The organism is Edaphovirga cremea (assembly GCF_003332275.1).
Lineage (GTDB): Bacteria > Pseudomonadota > Gammaproteobacteria > Enterobacterales > Enterobacteriaceae > Edaphovirga > Edaphovirga cremea.
Genome location: NZ_QOVA01000010.1, coordinates 22,154 through 35,901 on the forward strand (window position 1 = coordinate 22,154; position 13,748 = coordinate 35,901).

The 13,748-nt window shown below is 52.2% G+C and carries 12 protein-coding genes; 9 read left to right on the top strand and 3 right to left on the bottom strand.

The window, feature by feature from the left end:
- Positions 1 to 37: 37 nt before the first annotated feature.
- A complete protein-coding gene (locus tag DRI82_RS14695; protein ID WP_114194667.1) occupies positions 38 to 793 on the bottom strand; it encodes a carbonic anhydrase in 756 nt (251 codons plus the stop codon).
- Between the two features lie 836 nt (positions 794 to 1,629).
- Between DRI82_RS14695 and pldA the strand changes: the two genes are divergently transcribed.
- A complete protein-coding gene (gene pldA / locus DRI82_RS14700; protein WP_114194668.1) occupies positions 1,630 to 2,508 on the top strand; it encodes a phospholipase A in 879 nt (292 codons plus the stop codon).
- A gap of 113 nt (positions 2,509 to 2,621) precedes the next feature.
- Here pldA and DRI82_RS14705 read toward each other — a convergent pair whose 3' ends face one another.
- Both DRI82_RS14705 and DRI82_RS14710 read right to left on the bottom strand, forming a co-directional pair.
- Positions 2,622 to 4,166, bottom strand: a complete 1,545-nt coding sequence (locus tag DRI82_RS14705; protein ID WP_114194669.1) for an alpha/beta hydrolase — start codon at positions 4,164 to 4,166, stop codon at positions 2,622 to 2,624.
- Between the two features lie 198 nt (positions 4,167 to 4,364).
- On the bottom strand, positions 4,365 to 4,832 hold the full coding sequence (locus DRI82_RS14710; protein WP_114194670.1) for an outer membrane lipoprotein: 468 nt from the start codon (positions 4,830 to 4,832) through the stop codon (positions 4,365 to 4,367).
- Between the two features lie 480 nt (positions 4,833 to 5,312).
- Here DRI82_RS14710 and DRI82_RS14715 point away from each other — a divergent pair, with 480 nt between their 5' ends.
- The 8 genes from DRI82_RS14715 to DRI82_RS14750 all read left to right on the top strand — a co-directional run bounded on the left by DRI82_RS14715 (position 5,313) and on the right by DRI82_RS14750 (position 13,696).
- Complete coding sequence (locus DRI82_RS14715) at positions 5,313 to 6,290, top strand: metal ABC transporter substrate-binding protein (protein WP_114194671.1); 978 nt, start codon at positions 5,313 to 5,315, stop codon at positions 6,288 to 6,290.
- Positions 6,290 to 7,180 carry a manganese/iron ABC transporter ATP-binding protein gene (locus DRI82_RS14720; protein WP_114194672.1) on the top strand — a complete coding sequence of 297 codons (891 nt, stop codon included), beginning with the start codon at positions 6,290 to 6,292 and terminating at the stop codon, positions 7,178 to 7,180. The genes DRI82_RS14715 and DRI82_RS14720 overlap by 1 nt, the downstream gene beginning before the upstream one ends.
- Positions 7,180 to 8,046, top strand: coding sequence for a metal ABC transporter permease (locus DRI82_RS14725; protein WP_114194673.1), 867 nt, complete (start codon positions 7,180 to 7,182; stop codon positions 8,044 to 8,046). Before DRI82_RS14720 ends, DRI82_RS14725 begins: the two co-directional genes overlap by 1 nt.
- Positions 8,043 to 8,891 carry a metal ABC transporter permease gene (locus DRI82_RS14730; protein WP_114194674.1) on the top strand — a complete coding sequence of 283 codons (849 nt, stop codon included), beginning with the start codon at positions 8,043 to 8,045 and terminating at the stop codon, positions 8,889 to 8,891. The genes DRI82_RS14725 and DRI82_RS14730 overlap by 4 nt, the downstream gene beginning before the upstream one ends.
- Before the next feature lie 141 nt (positions 8,892 to 9,032).
- The gene (locus DRI82_RS14735) at positions 9,033 to 9,662 is read left to right on the top strand and encodes a response regulator transcription factor (protein WP_114194675.1); all 630 of its coding nucleotides are present in this window, start codon (positions 9,033 to 9,035) and stop codon (positions 9,660 to 9,662) included.
- A gap of 3 nt (positions 9,663 to 9,665) precedes the next feature.
- Positions 9,666 to 11,204: an MASE1 domain-containing sensor histidine kinase gene (locus tag DRI82_RS14740; RefSeq protein ID WP_114194676.1), complete on the top strand. Its 1,539-nt coding sequence runs from the start codon at positions 9,666 to 9,668 to the stop codon at positions 11,202 to 11,204.
- An 89-nt stretch (positions 11,205 to 11,293) separates the two neighbouring features.
- Complete coding sequence (gene uhpC / locus DRI82_RS14745) at positions 11,294 to 12,604, top strand: MFS transporter family glucose-6-phosphate receptor UhpC (protein WP_114194677.1); 1,311 nt, start codon at positions 11,294 to 11,296, stop codon at positions 12,602 to 12,604.
- 60 nt (positions 12,605 to 12,664) lie between these two features.
- Positions 12,665 to 13,696, top strand: a complete 1,032-nt coding sequence (locus DRI82_RS14750; protein ID WP_114194678.1) for an ABC transporter substrate-binding protein — start codon at positions 12,665 to 12,667, stop codon at positions 13,694 to 13,696.
- Positions 13,697 to 13,748: the final 52 nt, after the last annotated feature.

Below are 13,748 nucleotides of genomic sequence, written 5' to 3' on the forward strand. Positions count from 1 at the left end.
TCTGTTTCATTGATGCCCAAGAGAATCCGTGGTGAAATTAACTGTAAAACTCCACGGTTCCATCGGCTAAATTATACATCGCACCAACAATCTTGATTTTCCCCTCTTTCTCCAGTTTTTCGAGTATCTCACTGTTTTCACGGATCTCTTCAATGGTCAACTTGACGTTGGTCGCCGCAACCGCATCAACGAATTCGCTGTTGCTGCCCTTGCGCTCACCCGAGTATTCCGTGGCCTTGACCGCTGGCTGGATTTTATCCAGCAACCCAGTCAAATTCCCTAATTCGACTTTATCAATCGCACCCGCTACCGCACCACACGCCGTGTGGCCCAGTACCAGAATCACTTTTGCCCCTGCGGCCGCGCAGGCAAACTCCATACTGCCGAGAATATCATCATTGGAAATATTCCCCGCGATGCGAGCATTAAAGGTTTCACCAATCCCCGTATCAAACAGAATTTCTGCGGGAGCCCGTGAATCTATGCAACTGAGCAGTACTGCGGCTGGAAACTGACCCAACGCGCTGGCTCTCTTCTGCGCCAGATAATCATGTTGCGTCAATTTTCCACTGCGGAAACGGCCATTACCCTCTTTCAGGCTGGCAATAATGTCGTCAGGGCTGAGCTTGTCGCGCTCTTCCTTGGTCATTGATGCCGCATAGGAAACTCCCGGCACCGCCATACCTACACCGCCAATAACACCGGCGACGGTAAGACCCAGTACGGTTTTCAGTACAGCGCGACGGTTACTGCCAGAGAATTTGTCAGAACTAAATTTAACGAAGTTTTTCATAGCATTAGCCTTAAAACACAAAGATATTGTTTGGTAGGGTTTTACTCGAATTTCAAATTCAACAATTTAAATATAAACCAAATTCTTATTTCCACCGGAGTGGAGGGGCGGTTAACGACTAAACAGCGGATTAAATCGAAATGGGGAGAGTTGGCAAGATATTCGAATAGATATAAATCGGCTTTGGTCAGAATACTCCGGGGTGATTTCCGATTATTTAACGCTGAACACGTTAGATCTGTTCGTTTTTTGAATGTCAGGGACAAAAGCATTCGCGTCTGGGATAAACAGCTCAAAGCTATGTTGTAGCCTGCTGATCTTTGGGCAGCTTTCCTTGTCTCAATCGCAACGTGATTTTTTGTGATTCGCATCACAAAAATTATTGAAATGCCGTTTTGATCGGCGTAGAGTACAAAGCGTGACGAAGATCACATAAACTATCACTCAGAGAATGCCAGGAGCAGACAATGAAAATTGCACATAAAATCAGTAAATTGTTTGGAAAACTGGGAAATGCATACGGTGATTTCTGCCAGCGTATCGGCACAGACGTCTCGCCGTTCTAAGATATCCCCCTTTTCAAGAGGCCGCCCCTACGAGGCGGCTTTTTCATTTATTGCTTGCCGAAAACACATCCTGCCCTCCGCCGCACGTCTTGCATCGGGAAATTCCTCGACTGCTCTTGCGTTATCTTCGCGACAAAGCCCTTAAACATTTATAAAACATGGGGCTATACTGTGCATCTATTCAGAAATGATATCAGTAAGACTTTACTATAAAATACTCGGCTGTTGACTGATCCTTTTTAAAATTGACTCATGAAGATGAGGGAATCTATGCGCACTTCCTGGCTGATGCTGTTAGGCCTGTTACCTATTTCTACGCTAACCCACGCAGAGGACGCAAAAGTTACAAAAATCAACGATGCGCCTGCCGTACGCGGCAGTATCATCGCCGCAATGCTGCAAGAGCACGACAACCCTTTCCTGCTTTATCCGTATGAGACCAACTACATCCTCTACACGTATACCAGCCATATCAATAAAGACGCGATCAGCTCCTACGATTGGGCAAGTGAAGCCCGCAAGGACGAAGTGAAGTTCCAGATCAGTCTCGGCTTTCCTATTTGGCGCGGTATTGCGGGTGACAACTCTTTGCTTGGCGCGTCTTATACCCAACGTTCGTGGTGGCAATTATCCAATAGCGATGAGTCATCACCTTTTCGCGAAACCACTTATGAACCGCAGATTTTCCTCGGTTGGGCGACTGATTACCAATTTGCTGGTTGGTCACTGCGCGAAATTGAGGTAGGTTTCAACCACCAGTCCAACGGCAAAGCCGACCCCACATCACGCAGTTGGGATCGCGCCTATGCCCGCGTTATGGCGCAGCGGGGCAATTGGGAAGTCGATATCAAACCCTGGTACCGTTTCTCGGAAAGTGAGGGAAAAGACGACAATCCGGACATCACCAAATACATGGGTCATTACCGGGTGAAAGTCGGTTATGCCCTGGGTGAAAGCGTATTCAGTGTTGAAGGCCGTTATAACTGGAACACGGGCTATGGCGGTGCGGAAATGGGTTGGAGCTATCCAATCACGCCACATATCCGCTTCTACTCGCAGCTTTTCAGCGGCTATGGTGAATCAATGATTGACTATAACTTCAGGCAAACCCGGTTCGGTATCGGTATTATGCTCAACGATATTATGTAGTTAAGTGATGTTGTGTAGTTAAGCGATATTGTGTAGTTAAGTGATATTGCGCAGTAAAAAGCCAGAACCCCGGGGAAGGATTCTGGCTTTTCAATTAACCCACGCCGTGAGGGTTATTTCACTGGCGCTTCGGTCTTATCGACTGCCCCTTCGGCTTTATTTGCTGCGCCTGCCGCGCTTTTCTCTGATGCCTTCTGTTCTAACGCACGGCTTTCTGGCGTATCTATCTTGGCATCAATACGTTTGAGCATATACGGGAAGAACGGGTTGGACGAAATACGCATCAGCGAATCCAGTCCTACAACCAGTACCGCCCGCTCCCCGCGCGCCGCGAAAGTCCCCAGGCTAATGCCGTATTGGTTACGCGGATTAGGATAACGACCATACAACGAATCGCTCATCGGGAAAGGCAAGGCGACGTGAGACAGCGAGAAGATGTCCGGCAGATAGGTGATACCGAGTAACTCCGTGGTCTCCTGAGTCTGGCCCGCATCCGTAGTCCGCGCCAGGGTATCGGTAGTCTCTGACGACACATTGGTCACGATGGTGCTCTTATAGCGGCGTGGTGCCGGTGGCAACAAACGGGACAACGCGGTATACGACGACGTTCTGAGCAGTGGCCCGAAACTTACCGCCTGATTCAGGTCAAACAGCACGACTTCACTGCCGTTGGCGGGCAGATGATTATAGAGCGCCGTCACCACCGCGCGCGTACTGACCGTGGAATCAAGCACTGACTGGAAAGTCAGTACCGGTGGCAACTCATCCATCTTGTTATTACGCGCGTCACGGGCAATCTGGCTTTGCAGCGCCTGGGTCAATTGATATGACTGGCGTGCGGCATTCACCGGGAAAGAGTTGTATTTGAAAGGATTGAACTCAGGCACGATCCCCAGCCAAGCCGCCTTGGCAAAGGCAGGGAAAATTGCTGGCCAACCCGCGATGCCCGCAAATCGCGCAAAGCTGGTCACGCCGATCATGGGGGAGATAAGGATCACCCGTTGCGGTTTCGCCAGCCTACTGTCATCCAGCGCATCCAGCGTATATTTCATCGCCAACGCACCGCCATTGGAAAAACCAACGATATGCAAAGGCAGTGACGGGCCGCTGAGCCGTTTGGCTTCACGAACGGCCAACCGCGTGGCGGCCATCCAATCCTGCCAATCTACATCCGTGAGCGCTCCCGGCACCGTACCATGCGCCGGTAAACGGATCCCCACCGCCACATAACCCCGCTCGCGGTAGTTATCCGCGATGTGACGCAGGCTATAAGGGGTGTCAGTCAGGCCGTGCAGTAACACCACGGCACCTTTTGGCGTACCCTCAGGCATCAGTATGTAAGAATGGTTCCAGTTGGTCGTGAAAGTATCAGGATAGATGGGACTGCCAGCAAAATAGCGATTAAGCGGCGTCTGAACGCTGACATCCAGTTTATCGGTGACATTCTGCCGAACTTCTTTGAATATGCCGTCCTCGGCTTTCAGATAGTCAGCCCAGGTAGCGTTGTCGATGTCTTTTGCCCGCATTTCATGGGGCACGAACGTGTGCCACAACTGAAGTTGTGGCCCGCGCTGCGTATCATAAATACGTACCGCGAGTGCGCCGATGGCAAACACGAGGAACAATATAACAATCCGTTTAATCCATTTAATAAGCATATGCCGTTAACTCCGTTTTTTATTTTAATTCCAGAGGTCGGAAGCTCATTACTGTCCTTGTAAAATAGCCCACTTCTGCATTCAGAAATTTACTGCTGCGGATTTATCCTAAGCCTTATCTTATGCGAGAAGGCCAAACCAAACTTAAACGTAAGGGTAATGCATTGAAGGTGGAGATATTCAATGCATTACGCCGTGTTATCGTGGAGAAACCGTCACTGTACGGCCACTGGTTGCAATGGCAACGCGTTGACCAACGCTGAATTGGGTATTTCCTTGCGCCTGTACAACAATGATCGTTGCACCGCTGTCCTGGCGTATTTCCAGTTCAACGCCACGGCTGCGGTTCATCGCGCTCTGAACGCCTTGCCCTGCCATGCCACCAGCTACGACGCCCCCCGCCGTTGCCAGATTTTGACCGCGTCCCCCGCCAATGGTGTTCCCGAGGAACCCACCGACTACGGCACCACCAATGGCACCCGCGACATTATTTTCATCCCCGCCCTGAATGGTAACTGCGCGAACTGAAACCAGCGTTCCGTAAGTAACTGTTTGAACTTGTCGGGCCTGAGAGGCCGTGAAAGTATCGCCTGAAGAAGTTCGATTGTTAGCGCACCCGCTCAAAACAGCAGCTGCAATCGCAATGACAATGAATGTTTTAGTCATAATTGATCCCGATAGTTTTTGATCCAAAGGGTGAAAGTGAAAACTCTCATAAGCAAGTATGGCAGGAAGTCCATATTATTCAGGGGTAGAAGAGAAATATTTTATGGTCTGGAATATTGTTCTTTATTCGTGATTTCAACGGGTAATGATAGGGGATTTACGCCCAAAACTTGTTTTATCTATATTGATGCCATAACGGGCATTCATGGGAGCCAATAAGTACAGGAGACTGGCTCGCTATTCCCCTGATCTTTCCAGGTTCTTCTATACTCATTCCAGTCAGCGCGCCACGTTCTTGATAGCATCGCTTTGATCTGGCTTCAAGATCTGTAAAGAATTATCTGAACCGTCGACATATGCAAATGTTACTGTCACCATCCAATCAACTGAAAAGATAATAATAATCTGATGGCTTGACAATTTATTAAGTGATAACGATACTCATTTTCATTTAAGATTGAGTTTATAAGGAACGTGGTTATGTCTCAAATTTCTCTGCCCCGGCTATTCTCCCCCTCTGCGAAATCAACACGCTGGCTCCTTTCCAGTACACCGATCGCACGGATATTACTGAGCGGCCTGGTTCTGAGTAGCCTGATTTTCAGCAACATGGTTCTGAGCAGCAGTGCGCAGGCCAAAGAAAAGCTCAAGGTCGTCACCACCTTCACCATTATTCAGGATATCGCGCAAAACGTGGCGGGTGACGCGGCGATTGTTGAATCAATCACCAAGCCCGGCGCAGAAATTCATGACTATCAGCCCACTCCGCGTGACATTGTCAAAGCGCAATCTGCCGATCTGATTCTGTGGAATGGCATGAACCTTGAGCGCTGGTTCCAACGTTTTTTTGAGAATCTCGATGACGTGCCTGCGGTCGTGGTCACTGACGGCATCACTCCCTTACCCATCCGTGAAGGCCCGTACAACGGCAATCCCAATCCCCACGCGTGGATGTCCTCTTCCAACGCGCTGATTTATATTGAAAACATCCGCCAGGGTTTGGTGAAACACGATCCGGATAATGCGGAAACCTATAATCGTAACGCCAGGGATTATGCAGAAAAGATCAAAGCGCTGGATGCCCCGCTGCGTGCCCGGCTGGCGCTCATCCCCGAATCACAACGTTGGTTGGTAACCAGCGAAGGTGCCTTCAGCTATTTAACGAAAGACTATAATCTGAAAGAAGTTTATTTGTGGCCAATCAATGCCGATGAGCAAGGCTCGCCACAGCAGGTTCGCCGGGTGATCGACACGGTACGCGCGGAAAAAATTCCAGTGGTCTTCAGCGAAAGCACCATTTCAGACAAATCATCCAAACAGGTCGCCAAGGAAACCGGGGCAAAATATGGCGGAGTGTTGTACGTCGACTCCCTCTCAAGCGAAAGTGGCCCGGTGCCCACCTATATTGATCTGTTAAATGTCACTGTCGACACCATCGCCAAAGGATTCGGTCAATAATGAGTCAACCTGAGTTTACCCGTCCGCACCTGATCGTTGATGACGTTTCTGTCACCTATCGCAACGGGCATCGCGCAATGAGCAACGCCAGTTTCGAACTGCACGGCGGGTCGATTTGTGCACTGGTTGGGGCGAATGGCAGCGGAAAATCGACGCTGTTCAAAAGTATTATGGGATTGGTCAAACCTACCAGCGGATCGGTGACGCTCAACGGGTCGTCGGTAAGCCAGGCGCTGAAACAGAATCTGATCGCTTACGTGCCGCAGACCGAAGACGTCGACTGGAACTTTCCCGTGCTGGTTGAAGATGTGGTGATGATGGGCTGCTATGGCAAGATGAATTTCCTGCGCATCCCGTCCCGCGAGCACAAAGAGCAGGTGAGCAAGGCGCTGGATCGCGTGAGTCTGACACCCCTGCGCTCCCGCCAAATCGGTGAACTCTCCGGCGGGCAGAAGAAGCGTGTTTTTCTCGCACGGGCGCTGGCGCAGCAGGGCCGGGTTCTGTTGCTGGACGAACCCTTTACCGGTGTCGATTTAAAAACAGAGAACGCTATCATCGATCTGTTGCGGGCATTGCGTGACGAGGGGCATCTGATTTTGGTCTCTACCCACAATCTCGGTAGCGTACCGGAATTTTGCGACCGGGTGATTCTCATCAATCGCACGGTGTTGGCCGCTGGGCCCATTGCGGAAACCTTCACTCAGGAAAACCTCGAACACGCTTTTGGTGGCGTGTTGCGACACATCGATCTGTCCGGCGCGGCGCTGCATGACGATAACGATCCGCGTGCCGTGACGGTGATTACCGATGATGAACGTCCGGCGGTCTTCTACGGTCACGGCAAAAAAGAGCCGCCCAAGCAGAGTCAGTCGAAGGAGAAATCATCCTGATGCTCGAAATCCTGCTGCAACCCTTTAACTACAACTACATGGTCAAGGCCATTTGGGTCAGCGCACTGGTCGGGGCGGTCTGCGCCTTTCTGTCTGCCTATCTGATCCTGAAAGGCTGGTCGCTGATGGGCGATGCACTCTCCCACTCGGTGGTTCCCGGCGTGGCTGGCGCCTATGCGCTGGGGTTGCCTTACGCCGCTGGCGCTTTTTTTACCGGGATGCTGGCCGCACTGGCGATGGCGTTGATCCGCCACCTGACGCGCCTGCGGGAGGATGCGATTATCGGCTTTATCTTTTCCACCTTTTTCGCCGCCGGTCTGCTGATCGTTTCATTGAACCCGACCGCTGTGAATGTTCAGTCGATTATCTTCGGCAATATTCTGGGAATCGCTGATGAAGATGTCATTCAGGTGGTGGTTATTGTCGGGATCTCATTCGCTATTCTCTGCCTGACCTGGAAAGATCTGCTGGTGGTATTTTTCGACGAGAACCATGCCATGTCGATTGGCCTGTCGCCCCTTAAACTGAAAATCCTGTTCTTCACCCTGCTCAGTGCCTGTACGGTTGCCGCCTTGCAAACCGTTGGCGCAATTCTGGTGATCGCGATGGTCATTACCCCGGGCGCCACCGCCTATCTACTGACGGATCGTTTTGGCCGGATGCTGATTCTTTCCTGCATTATCGGCGGTGTTACCAGCATGGTTGGAGCTTATATCAGCTTTTTTCTCAACGGTGCCACCGGCGGTATTATCGTCACGCTACAGACGCTGGTTTTCCTGCTGGCATTTGTGTTTGCGCCAAAGCATGGGATGTTGGCGGCACGTTTACGCCGTCAGCAACCACAGCCTGCCGGGGAGGATCTATGAGCGACTGGTGGAATCTGTTGGTCGAGCCTTTTGCCTATCCGTTTATGCAGCGCGCCATTCTGGCCGCGGTAGTCAGCGGCGCGGTCTGCGCCGTGCTCTCGTGTTTTTTGGTGCTGAAAGGCTGGTCGCTGATGGGTGACGCCATTTCCCACGCGGTATTACCCGGTATCGTCGTCTCCTTCTGGGCAGGTATTCCGTTGGTGATTGGTGCCTTTGCCTCCGGGATTTTCTGTGCGCTGGCGACCGGATATCTCAAAGAAAACAGCCGCGTCAAAGAAGACACGGTTATGGGGATCGTCTTTTCCGGCATGTTTGCGCTGGGTTTGGTGATGTTTTCCCGTATGGATACCGATCAGCATCTCAGCCATATTCTGTTTGGTAACGTGCTGGGCATCACCCGTAGCGAATTGATGCAAACGCTGATCATTGCGACGGTCACATTGCTGATTGTGGTGCTCAAGCGCCGCGATCTGATGCTGTATTGCTTCGATCCGAACCACGCCAAAGTGATTGGTTTGCCCGTCAAGCGACTGCATTACGGCCTGCTCTGCCTGTTGGCCTTGACCATTGTCGCCTCGCTACAGGCGGTGGGGGTCATTCTGGTTATCGCCATGCTGATCGCGCCCGGTATTATCGGTTTTATGCTGACCCGCCGTTTCGATCGTATGTTGCTGATTGCGACCACCGTTTCCGTTGCTTCCTGCGTGTTGGGCACGGTAATCAGTTTCCAAATAGACGGGGCTACCGGTCCCTGTATCGTGCTGATCCAGGCGATGTTCTTCCTGATTGCCCTGTTGATCGAAAAACTCAAATCCCCTGCAGCGCAACCGCTCTCAGACGCCTGATACCAACGGTCAAGCCTCCCCTCTCGGAGTATTGACCGCACTCCAATTATGTTAACAGCGTGGCATTTTCGGATTTCCCTGTTGCCTAAAACGCCCATTCATGACCATGATGCAAATTATTTCATATCTCGTTACAGGCTTATGATTAACGTTGCACTGATAGACGATCACGTAGTTGTCCGCTCCGGTTTTGCTCAACTCCTCACGCTTGAACAGGATATCCAAATTGTTGGGCAGTACGCTTCGGCGGCCAGCGCATGGTCCTCGTTGCTAAAGCTGAACATTGATGTCGCAGTCATGGATATCGCCATGCCGGATGAGAGCGGGCTTAGCCTTCTGGCGCGCCTGCGCCAACAACGTCCTGACTTCAGAGCCATTATCCTCAGTATTTATGACACCACCGCCTTTGTGCAAAGCGCACTCGATGCCGGGGCCAGCGGTTACCTGACCAAACGTTGCGGGCCGGAAGAGTTGGTACAGGCCGTGCGCACCGTGTATGCCGGTGGCCGTTATCTGTGTTCCGATGCCTTGCTGGCCCTGCGCCAGAGTCAGCAAATCCCCAAAGTATTGCAGTCATTGACGCCACGCGAGAAAGAGATATTTGACCTGCTGGTTGGCGGGATGAGCGTGAAAGCGATCGCGGAACAACTGGCGCTAAGCCATAAAACGGTCCACGTACACCGCGCCAATATCCTCGGTAAATTACAGTGCGAAACTACCGTCGAACTGGTTCATTTTGCGTTGCATAACCATTTGCTGGCGGGAAGTTGAGACATGCGGCAATTACGTCGTAGCGGGCTGGTTATTTTTCTCGTCATGTTTTACAGCCTGTGCTGGCTGGCGCTGTGGACCATCAGTTTTTACCTGACGCATAATGGACAGCAGGCCATTCTGCTGCTGCCGCAGGGATTGCGTCTGGCCCTGATGATCCTCTTTGCCCGCCGCTACTTACCGGCCATGCTGATTGCAGAATCCGGGATCATTGTCTGGCTGCATATGGAACAGTTGCAGACCCAGTGGCTCATCCTGTTGTCGCCCTGGCTGAGTCTGATCCCTGCCCTGCTCGCACAAGAATATTGGCACCACTGCATCCACTATTGGCAGCGCCTGTTGTTACTGGTCACGGCTGTTGCAACCAACAGCCTGTTGCAGATGCTGATCCCGGGTTATTGGCTGAACGCGACGCTGGCGCAGACTTTCCTGGCCAGTTTTACCGGCGGCGTACTGCTGACACCGTTTATTTATCTGATCTACGAATATCTCAAGCAACAAAACCTGCAAGGTCTGCTGGCACAAGAAGCCGCCGATCCGCCTTTGCGCGCTTCCTTGTTGATCTGGTGCTCGCTGTTTTTCGCCATTGCGGTTTGCGTGCAGATCACGCTGTCACCTGAAGTCGAACGGCTGTTACTGATTGTCGTGTTCCTGCCGAATGTGATGATGGCCTACGCTTTTGGTTGGCAAGGCGGAGTGCTGGCGGCAATCCTCGGCAGTCTGACCATTGCCGCCACCCGTCAAATGGGCGGCGCGTTTCATGACCTGCTCGAACTTGAACTGTTCCTCTCCACCCAGGCATTGCTCGGGATAGGGCTGGGCATCGCCATCAGCCGCCAGCAACAATTGGCTTCGCACCTGCATCGCTATCGCCAGCAACTTGAGCTGGAATTGCACACCCGCCGCAAATTGATGGAGCGACTGGTGCATACCGAAGAAGCGGTACGCAAAGATATCGCTCGTGAGTTGCACGACGAAATTGGGCAGAACATTACGGCCATTCAGATTCAGGCGATGCTGGTCAATCGCAGTCCGCCGGGTGAGGCTGCGCAGTTGGCCGCCCGTCAGATTGGTGAGCTTTCACAACGTATCCACCAAACCACGCGCCAACTCCTGCGACAACTTCGCCCGCCGGTTCTGGACGAAATGAGCCTTGAAAAATCATTGCGCCATCTCGCCGATGAATTTTCCTTTCACCAGCAGGGAATCGATTTTCGTCTCGATTACGAATTCGAGGCCGATCCTGCCGATGAGACGCTGGTTTTCACCCTCTACCGGATTGTTCAGGAACTGCTGAATAACATCAATAAACACGCCGGGGCGCGACACATTGTGGTGCGTCTTTTCCAGCAGCAACATATGCTGGTGCTGGACGTTCGCGACGATGGTATCGGCATGCCTGAACACGCCAAAGAAGGGTTTGGGATGCGGGGTATTGAGGAGCGGGTACGGGCTTTGGGTGGAGAATGGGTGTTACAACGACGTAAAGGAACTCGCGTAATTGTTAAGTTACCCACAGATTTTGATCAAAGTACCCCCTGAGTAGGAAAAATTCCTAGTCAGCTAAAACCTTGTCTCATCCGTAAGCCCTTTTCCCTCCTTACACTCGGAGCACATTCTCGGAGAACGCTATGACAGCGACGCCGTTGTCCCCGGAAGATATCAGCCAACGCTACCGTTACTGGCGTGTTCGCCTGATGTTTTCGATGGTTATTGGCTATGCCGCGTTTTATCTGACGCGCAAGAGCATCAATTTTGTGATGCCCGTGATGCAGATAGAATTGGGATTGAGCAAAGGCGATATCGGCCTGCTCGGCACGCTGTTTTATCTGGCCTACGGCATATCGAAATTTGTTTCGGGCATCGTCAGTGACCGTACCGGTGCCCGCTGGTTTATGGGTGTTGGGTTGTTGATGACCGGCGTACTGAACATCCTGTTCGCCTTCAGTCATTCCCTCACCGCCCTGTTGGTGGTCTGGACATTGAACGGTTTTTTCCAGGGTTGGGGCTGGCCCCCCTGCGCACGAATACTGACCCATTGGTATTCACGCAATGAGCGTGGTTTCTGGTGGGGATGCTGGAACACATCGATCAACATTGGCGGAGCCGCAGTGCCACTGCTGTCGGGACTACTGGCAGCGACCTGGGGTTGGCAGGCCGCACTGCTGGTACCTGGTGCCATCGGGATCGTACTGGGTATCTGGCTGTGCTGGCAATTATGCGGTACTCCGCAACAGCAAGGATTGCCCAGCGTCGGCAAGTGGCGTCGCGATCCGCTGGAGTTGCGGCATGAGCAGCAAAGTCCGCCGATGGGCATGTTGCAAATCCTGCGGCAGACGATTTTGCAGAACCGGACGATCTGGTTGTTGGGCGTGTCATACGTGCTGGTCTATCTGATTCGCATCGCGCTGAATGACTGGGGCAATATCTGGCTGGCGGAGAGCCACGGCGTGAATCTGCTCAGTGCCAATGCCACGTTGTCGCTGTTCGAGTTGGGCGGCTTGCTCGGCGCACTGTTTGCCGGATGGGGTTCGGATATGCTGTTTCGTGGCCAGCGCGCACCGATGATCCTGCTGTTTTCGTTGGGGCTGTTTCTTTCGGTCACCGCGTTATGGTTGGCACCGGTTCACCACTACGCCCTGTTGGCACTGTGTTTTTTCAGTATCGGATTTTTTGTCTTCGGCCCACAGATGTTGATTGGGTTGGCCGCAACGGAGTACGCGCACAAAGACGCCGCGGGTACGGTAACCGGATTTCTCGGGTTGTTCGCCTACCTCGGGGCGGCGCTGGCGGGATGGCCGCTGGCGCAGTTGATGCAGCAATACGGTTGGCCCGGATTTTTTGCCGCGCTGACCCTGGCTTCAGCCTTCATCGGGCTGTTGCTGATGCCACTACTGATGGCGGGGATCAGTAAACGTGATCTGCATTCGGTCTCATCGTAGCGGCGATTTTACGCAAGTACACAGACGTTTGACCCTCTGATGATAATAAAAGGAAAGACAATGAAACTGACCTTAATCAACACCGTTATTGCTGCTGGACTGGCGGTTGCCACGTTCTCCGGGGCAGCGCATGCCGAAGGCCGTTTGGTAATCTATTGCAGCGCCACCAATGCCTTCTGTGAAGAAGAGGCGAATGCCTTTGGTAAAAAGTACGATGTAAAAACCTCCTTCATCCGCAATGGTTCCGGCAGTACGCTGGCAAAAGTCGAAGCAGAAAAGAAAAACCCGCAGGCTGATGTCTGGTACGGTGGCACGCTCGATCCGCAATCCCAAGCGGGTGAAATGGATCTGTTGCAGCCCTATCAATCCGCTAACCTCGATCAAATCATGCCGCAGTTCCGTGATCCAGCGAAACGCAAAGGGAATTACTCCTCTGCGGTCTACGTCGGCATTCTCGGTTTTGGCGTGAATACCGATCGTCTGAAAGAGAAAAATCTGCCCGTGCCGAAATGCTGGAAAGATCTGATTGATCCGATCTATAAAGGCGAAATCCAGATTGCCGATCCACAAAGTTCTGGTACTGCCTATACCGCTCTCGCCACATTTGCCCAGTTATGGGGCCAGGATCAGGCGTTCGATTACCTGAAAAAACTGAATAACAACGTCTCCCAGTACACTAAATCGGGTATTGCCCCGGCACGTAACGCCGCCCGTGGCGAAACGGCTATCGGTATCGGTTTCCTGCACGACTATTCCCTTGAAAAAGAGAAAGGTGCGCCACTGACACTGATCTCTCCATGTGAAGGCTCGGGCTATGAAGTCGGCGGCATCAGTATCCTGCAAGGCGCGCGCAATCTGGATAACGCCAAACTGTTCGTTGATTGGGCGCTGTCAAAAGAAGCACAGGAACTGGCGTGGAAGAAAGGTCAGTCCTACCAGATTCTGACCAACACCACCGCCGAAACGTCGCCAAACTCGCTGAAACTGGATGACCTGAAACTCATTAATTACGACATGGATAAGTACGGCGCGTCAGATATGCGCAAAGAGTTGATCTCAAAATGGGTTAACGAAGTGAAGATGGGTAAATAGCCCACAGCATCCGGGCCAGGCAACTGCGCCCGGATTGCCTTAAACCCTGAAT

Excerpts from the sequence above, each read along its gene's own strand:
- uhpC (WP_114194677.1), top strand. The coding sequence starts at position 11,294 with ATGACAGCGACGCCGTTGTCCCCGGAAGATATCAGCCAACGCTACCGT.
- DRI82_RS14735 (WP_114194675.1), top strand. The coding sequence starts at position 9,033 with ATGATTAACGTTGCACTGATAGACGATCACGTAGTTGTCCGCTCCGGT.
- DRI82_RS14730 (WP_114194674.1), top strand. The coding sequence starts at position 8,043 with ATGAGCGACTGGTGGAATCTGTTGGTCGAGCCTTTTGCCTATCCGTTT.
- DRI82_RS14725 (WP_114194673.1), top strand. The coding sequence starts at position 7,180 with ATGCTCGAAATCCTGCTGCAACCCTTTAACTACAACTACATGGTCAAG.
- DRI82_RS14720 (WP_114194672.1), top strand. The coding sequence starts at position 6,290 with ATGAGTCAACCTGAGTTTACCCGTCCGCACCTGATCGTTGATGACGTT.
- DRI82_RS14715 (WP_114194671.1), top strand. The coding sequence starts at position 5,313 with ATGTCTCAAATTTCTCTGCCCCGGCTATTCTCCCCCTCTGCGAAATCA.
- DRI82_RS14695 (WP_114194667.1), bottom strand. The coding sequence starts at position 793 with ATGAAAAACTTCGTTAAATTTAGTTCTGACAAATTCTCTGGCAGTAAC.
- DRI82_RS14750 (WP_114194678.1), top strand. The coding sequence starts at position 12,665 with ATGAAACTGACCTTAATCAACACCGTTATTGCTGCTGGACTGGCGGTT.
- DRI82_RS14705 (WP_114194669.1), bottom strand. The coding sequence starts at position 4,166 with ATGCTTATTAAATGGATTAAACGGATTGTTATATTGTTCCTCGTGTTT.
- DRI82_RS14710 (WP_114194670.1), bottom strand. The coding sequence starts at position 4,832 with ATGACTAAAACATTCATTGTCATTGCGATTGCAGCTGCTGTTTTGAGC.
- pldA (WP_114194668.1), top strand. The coding sequence starts at position 1,630 with ATGCGCACTTCCTGGCTGATGCTGTTAGGCCTGTTACCTATTTCTACG.
- DRI82_RS14740 (WP_114194676.1), top strand. The coding sequence starts at position 9,666 with ATGCGGCAATTACGTCGTAGCGGGCTGGTTATTTTTCTCGTCATGTTT.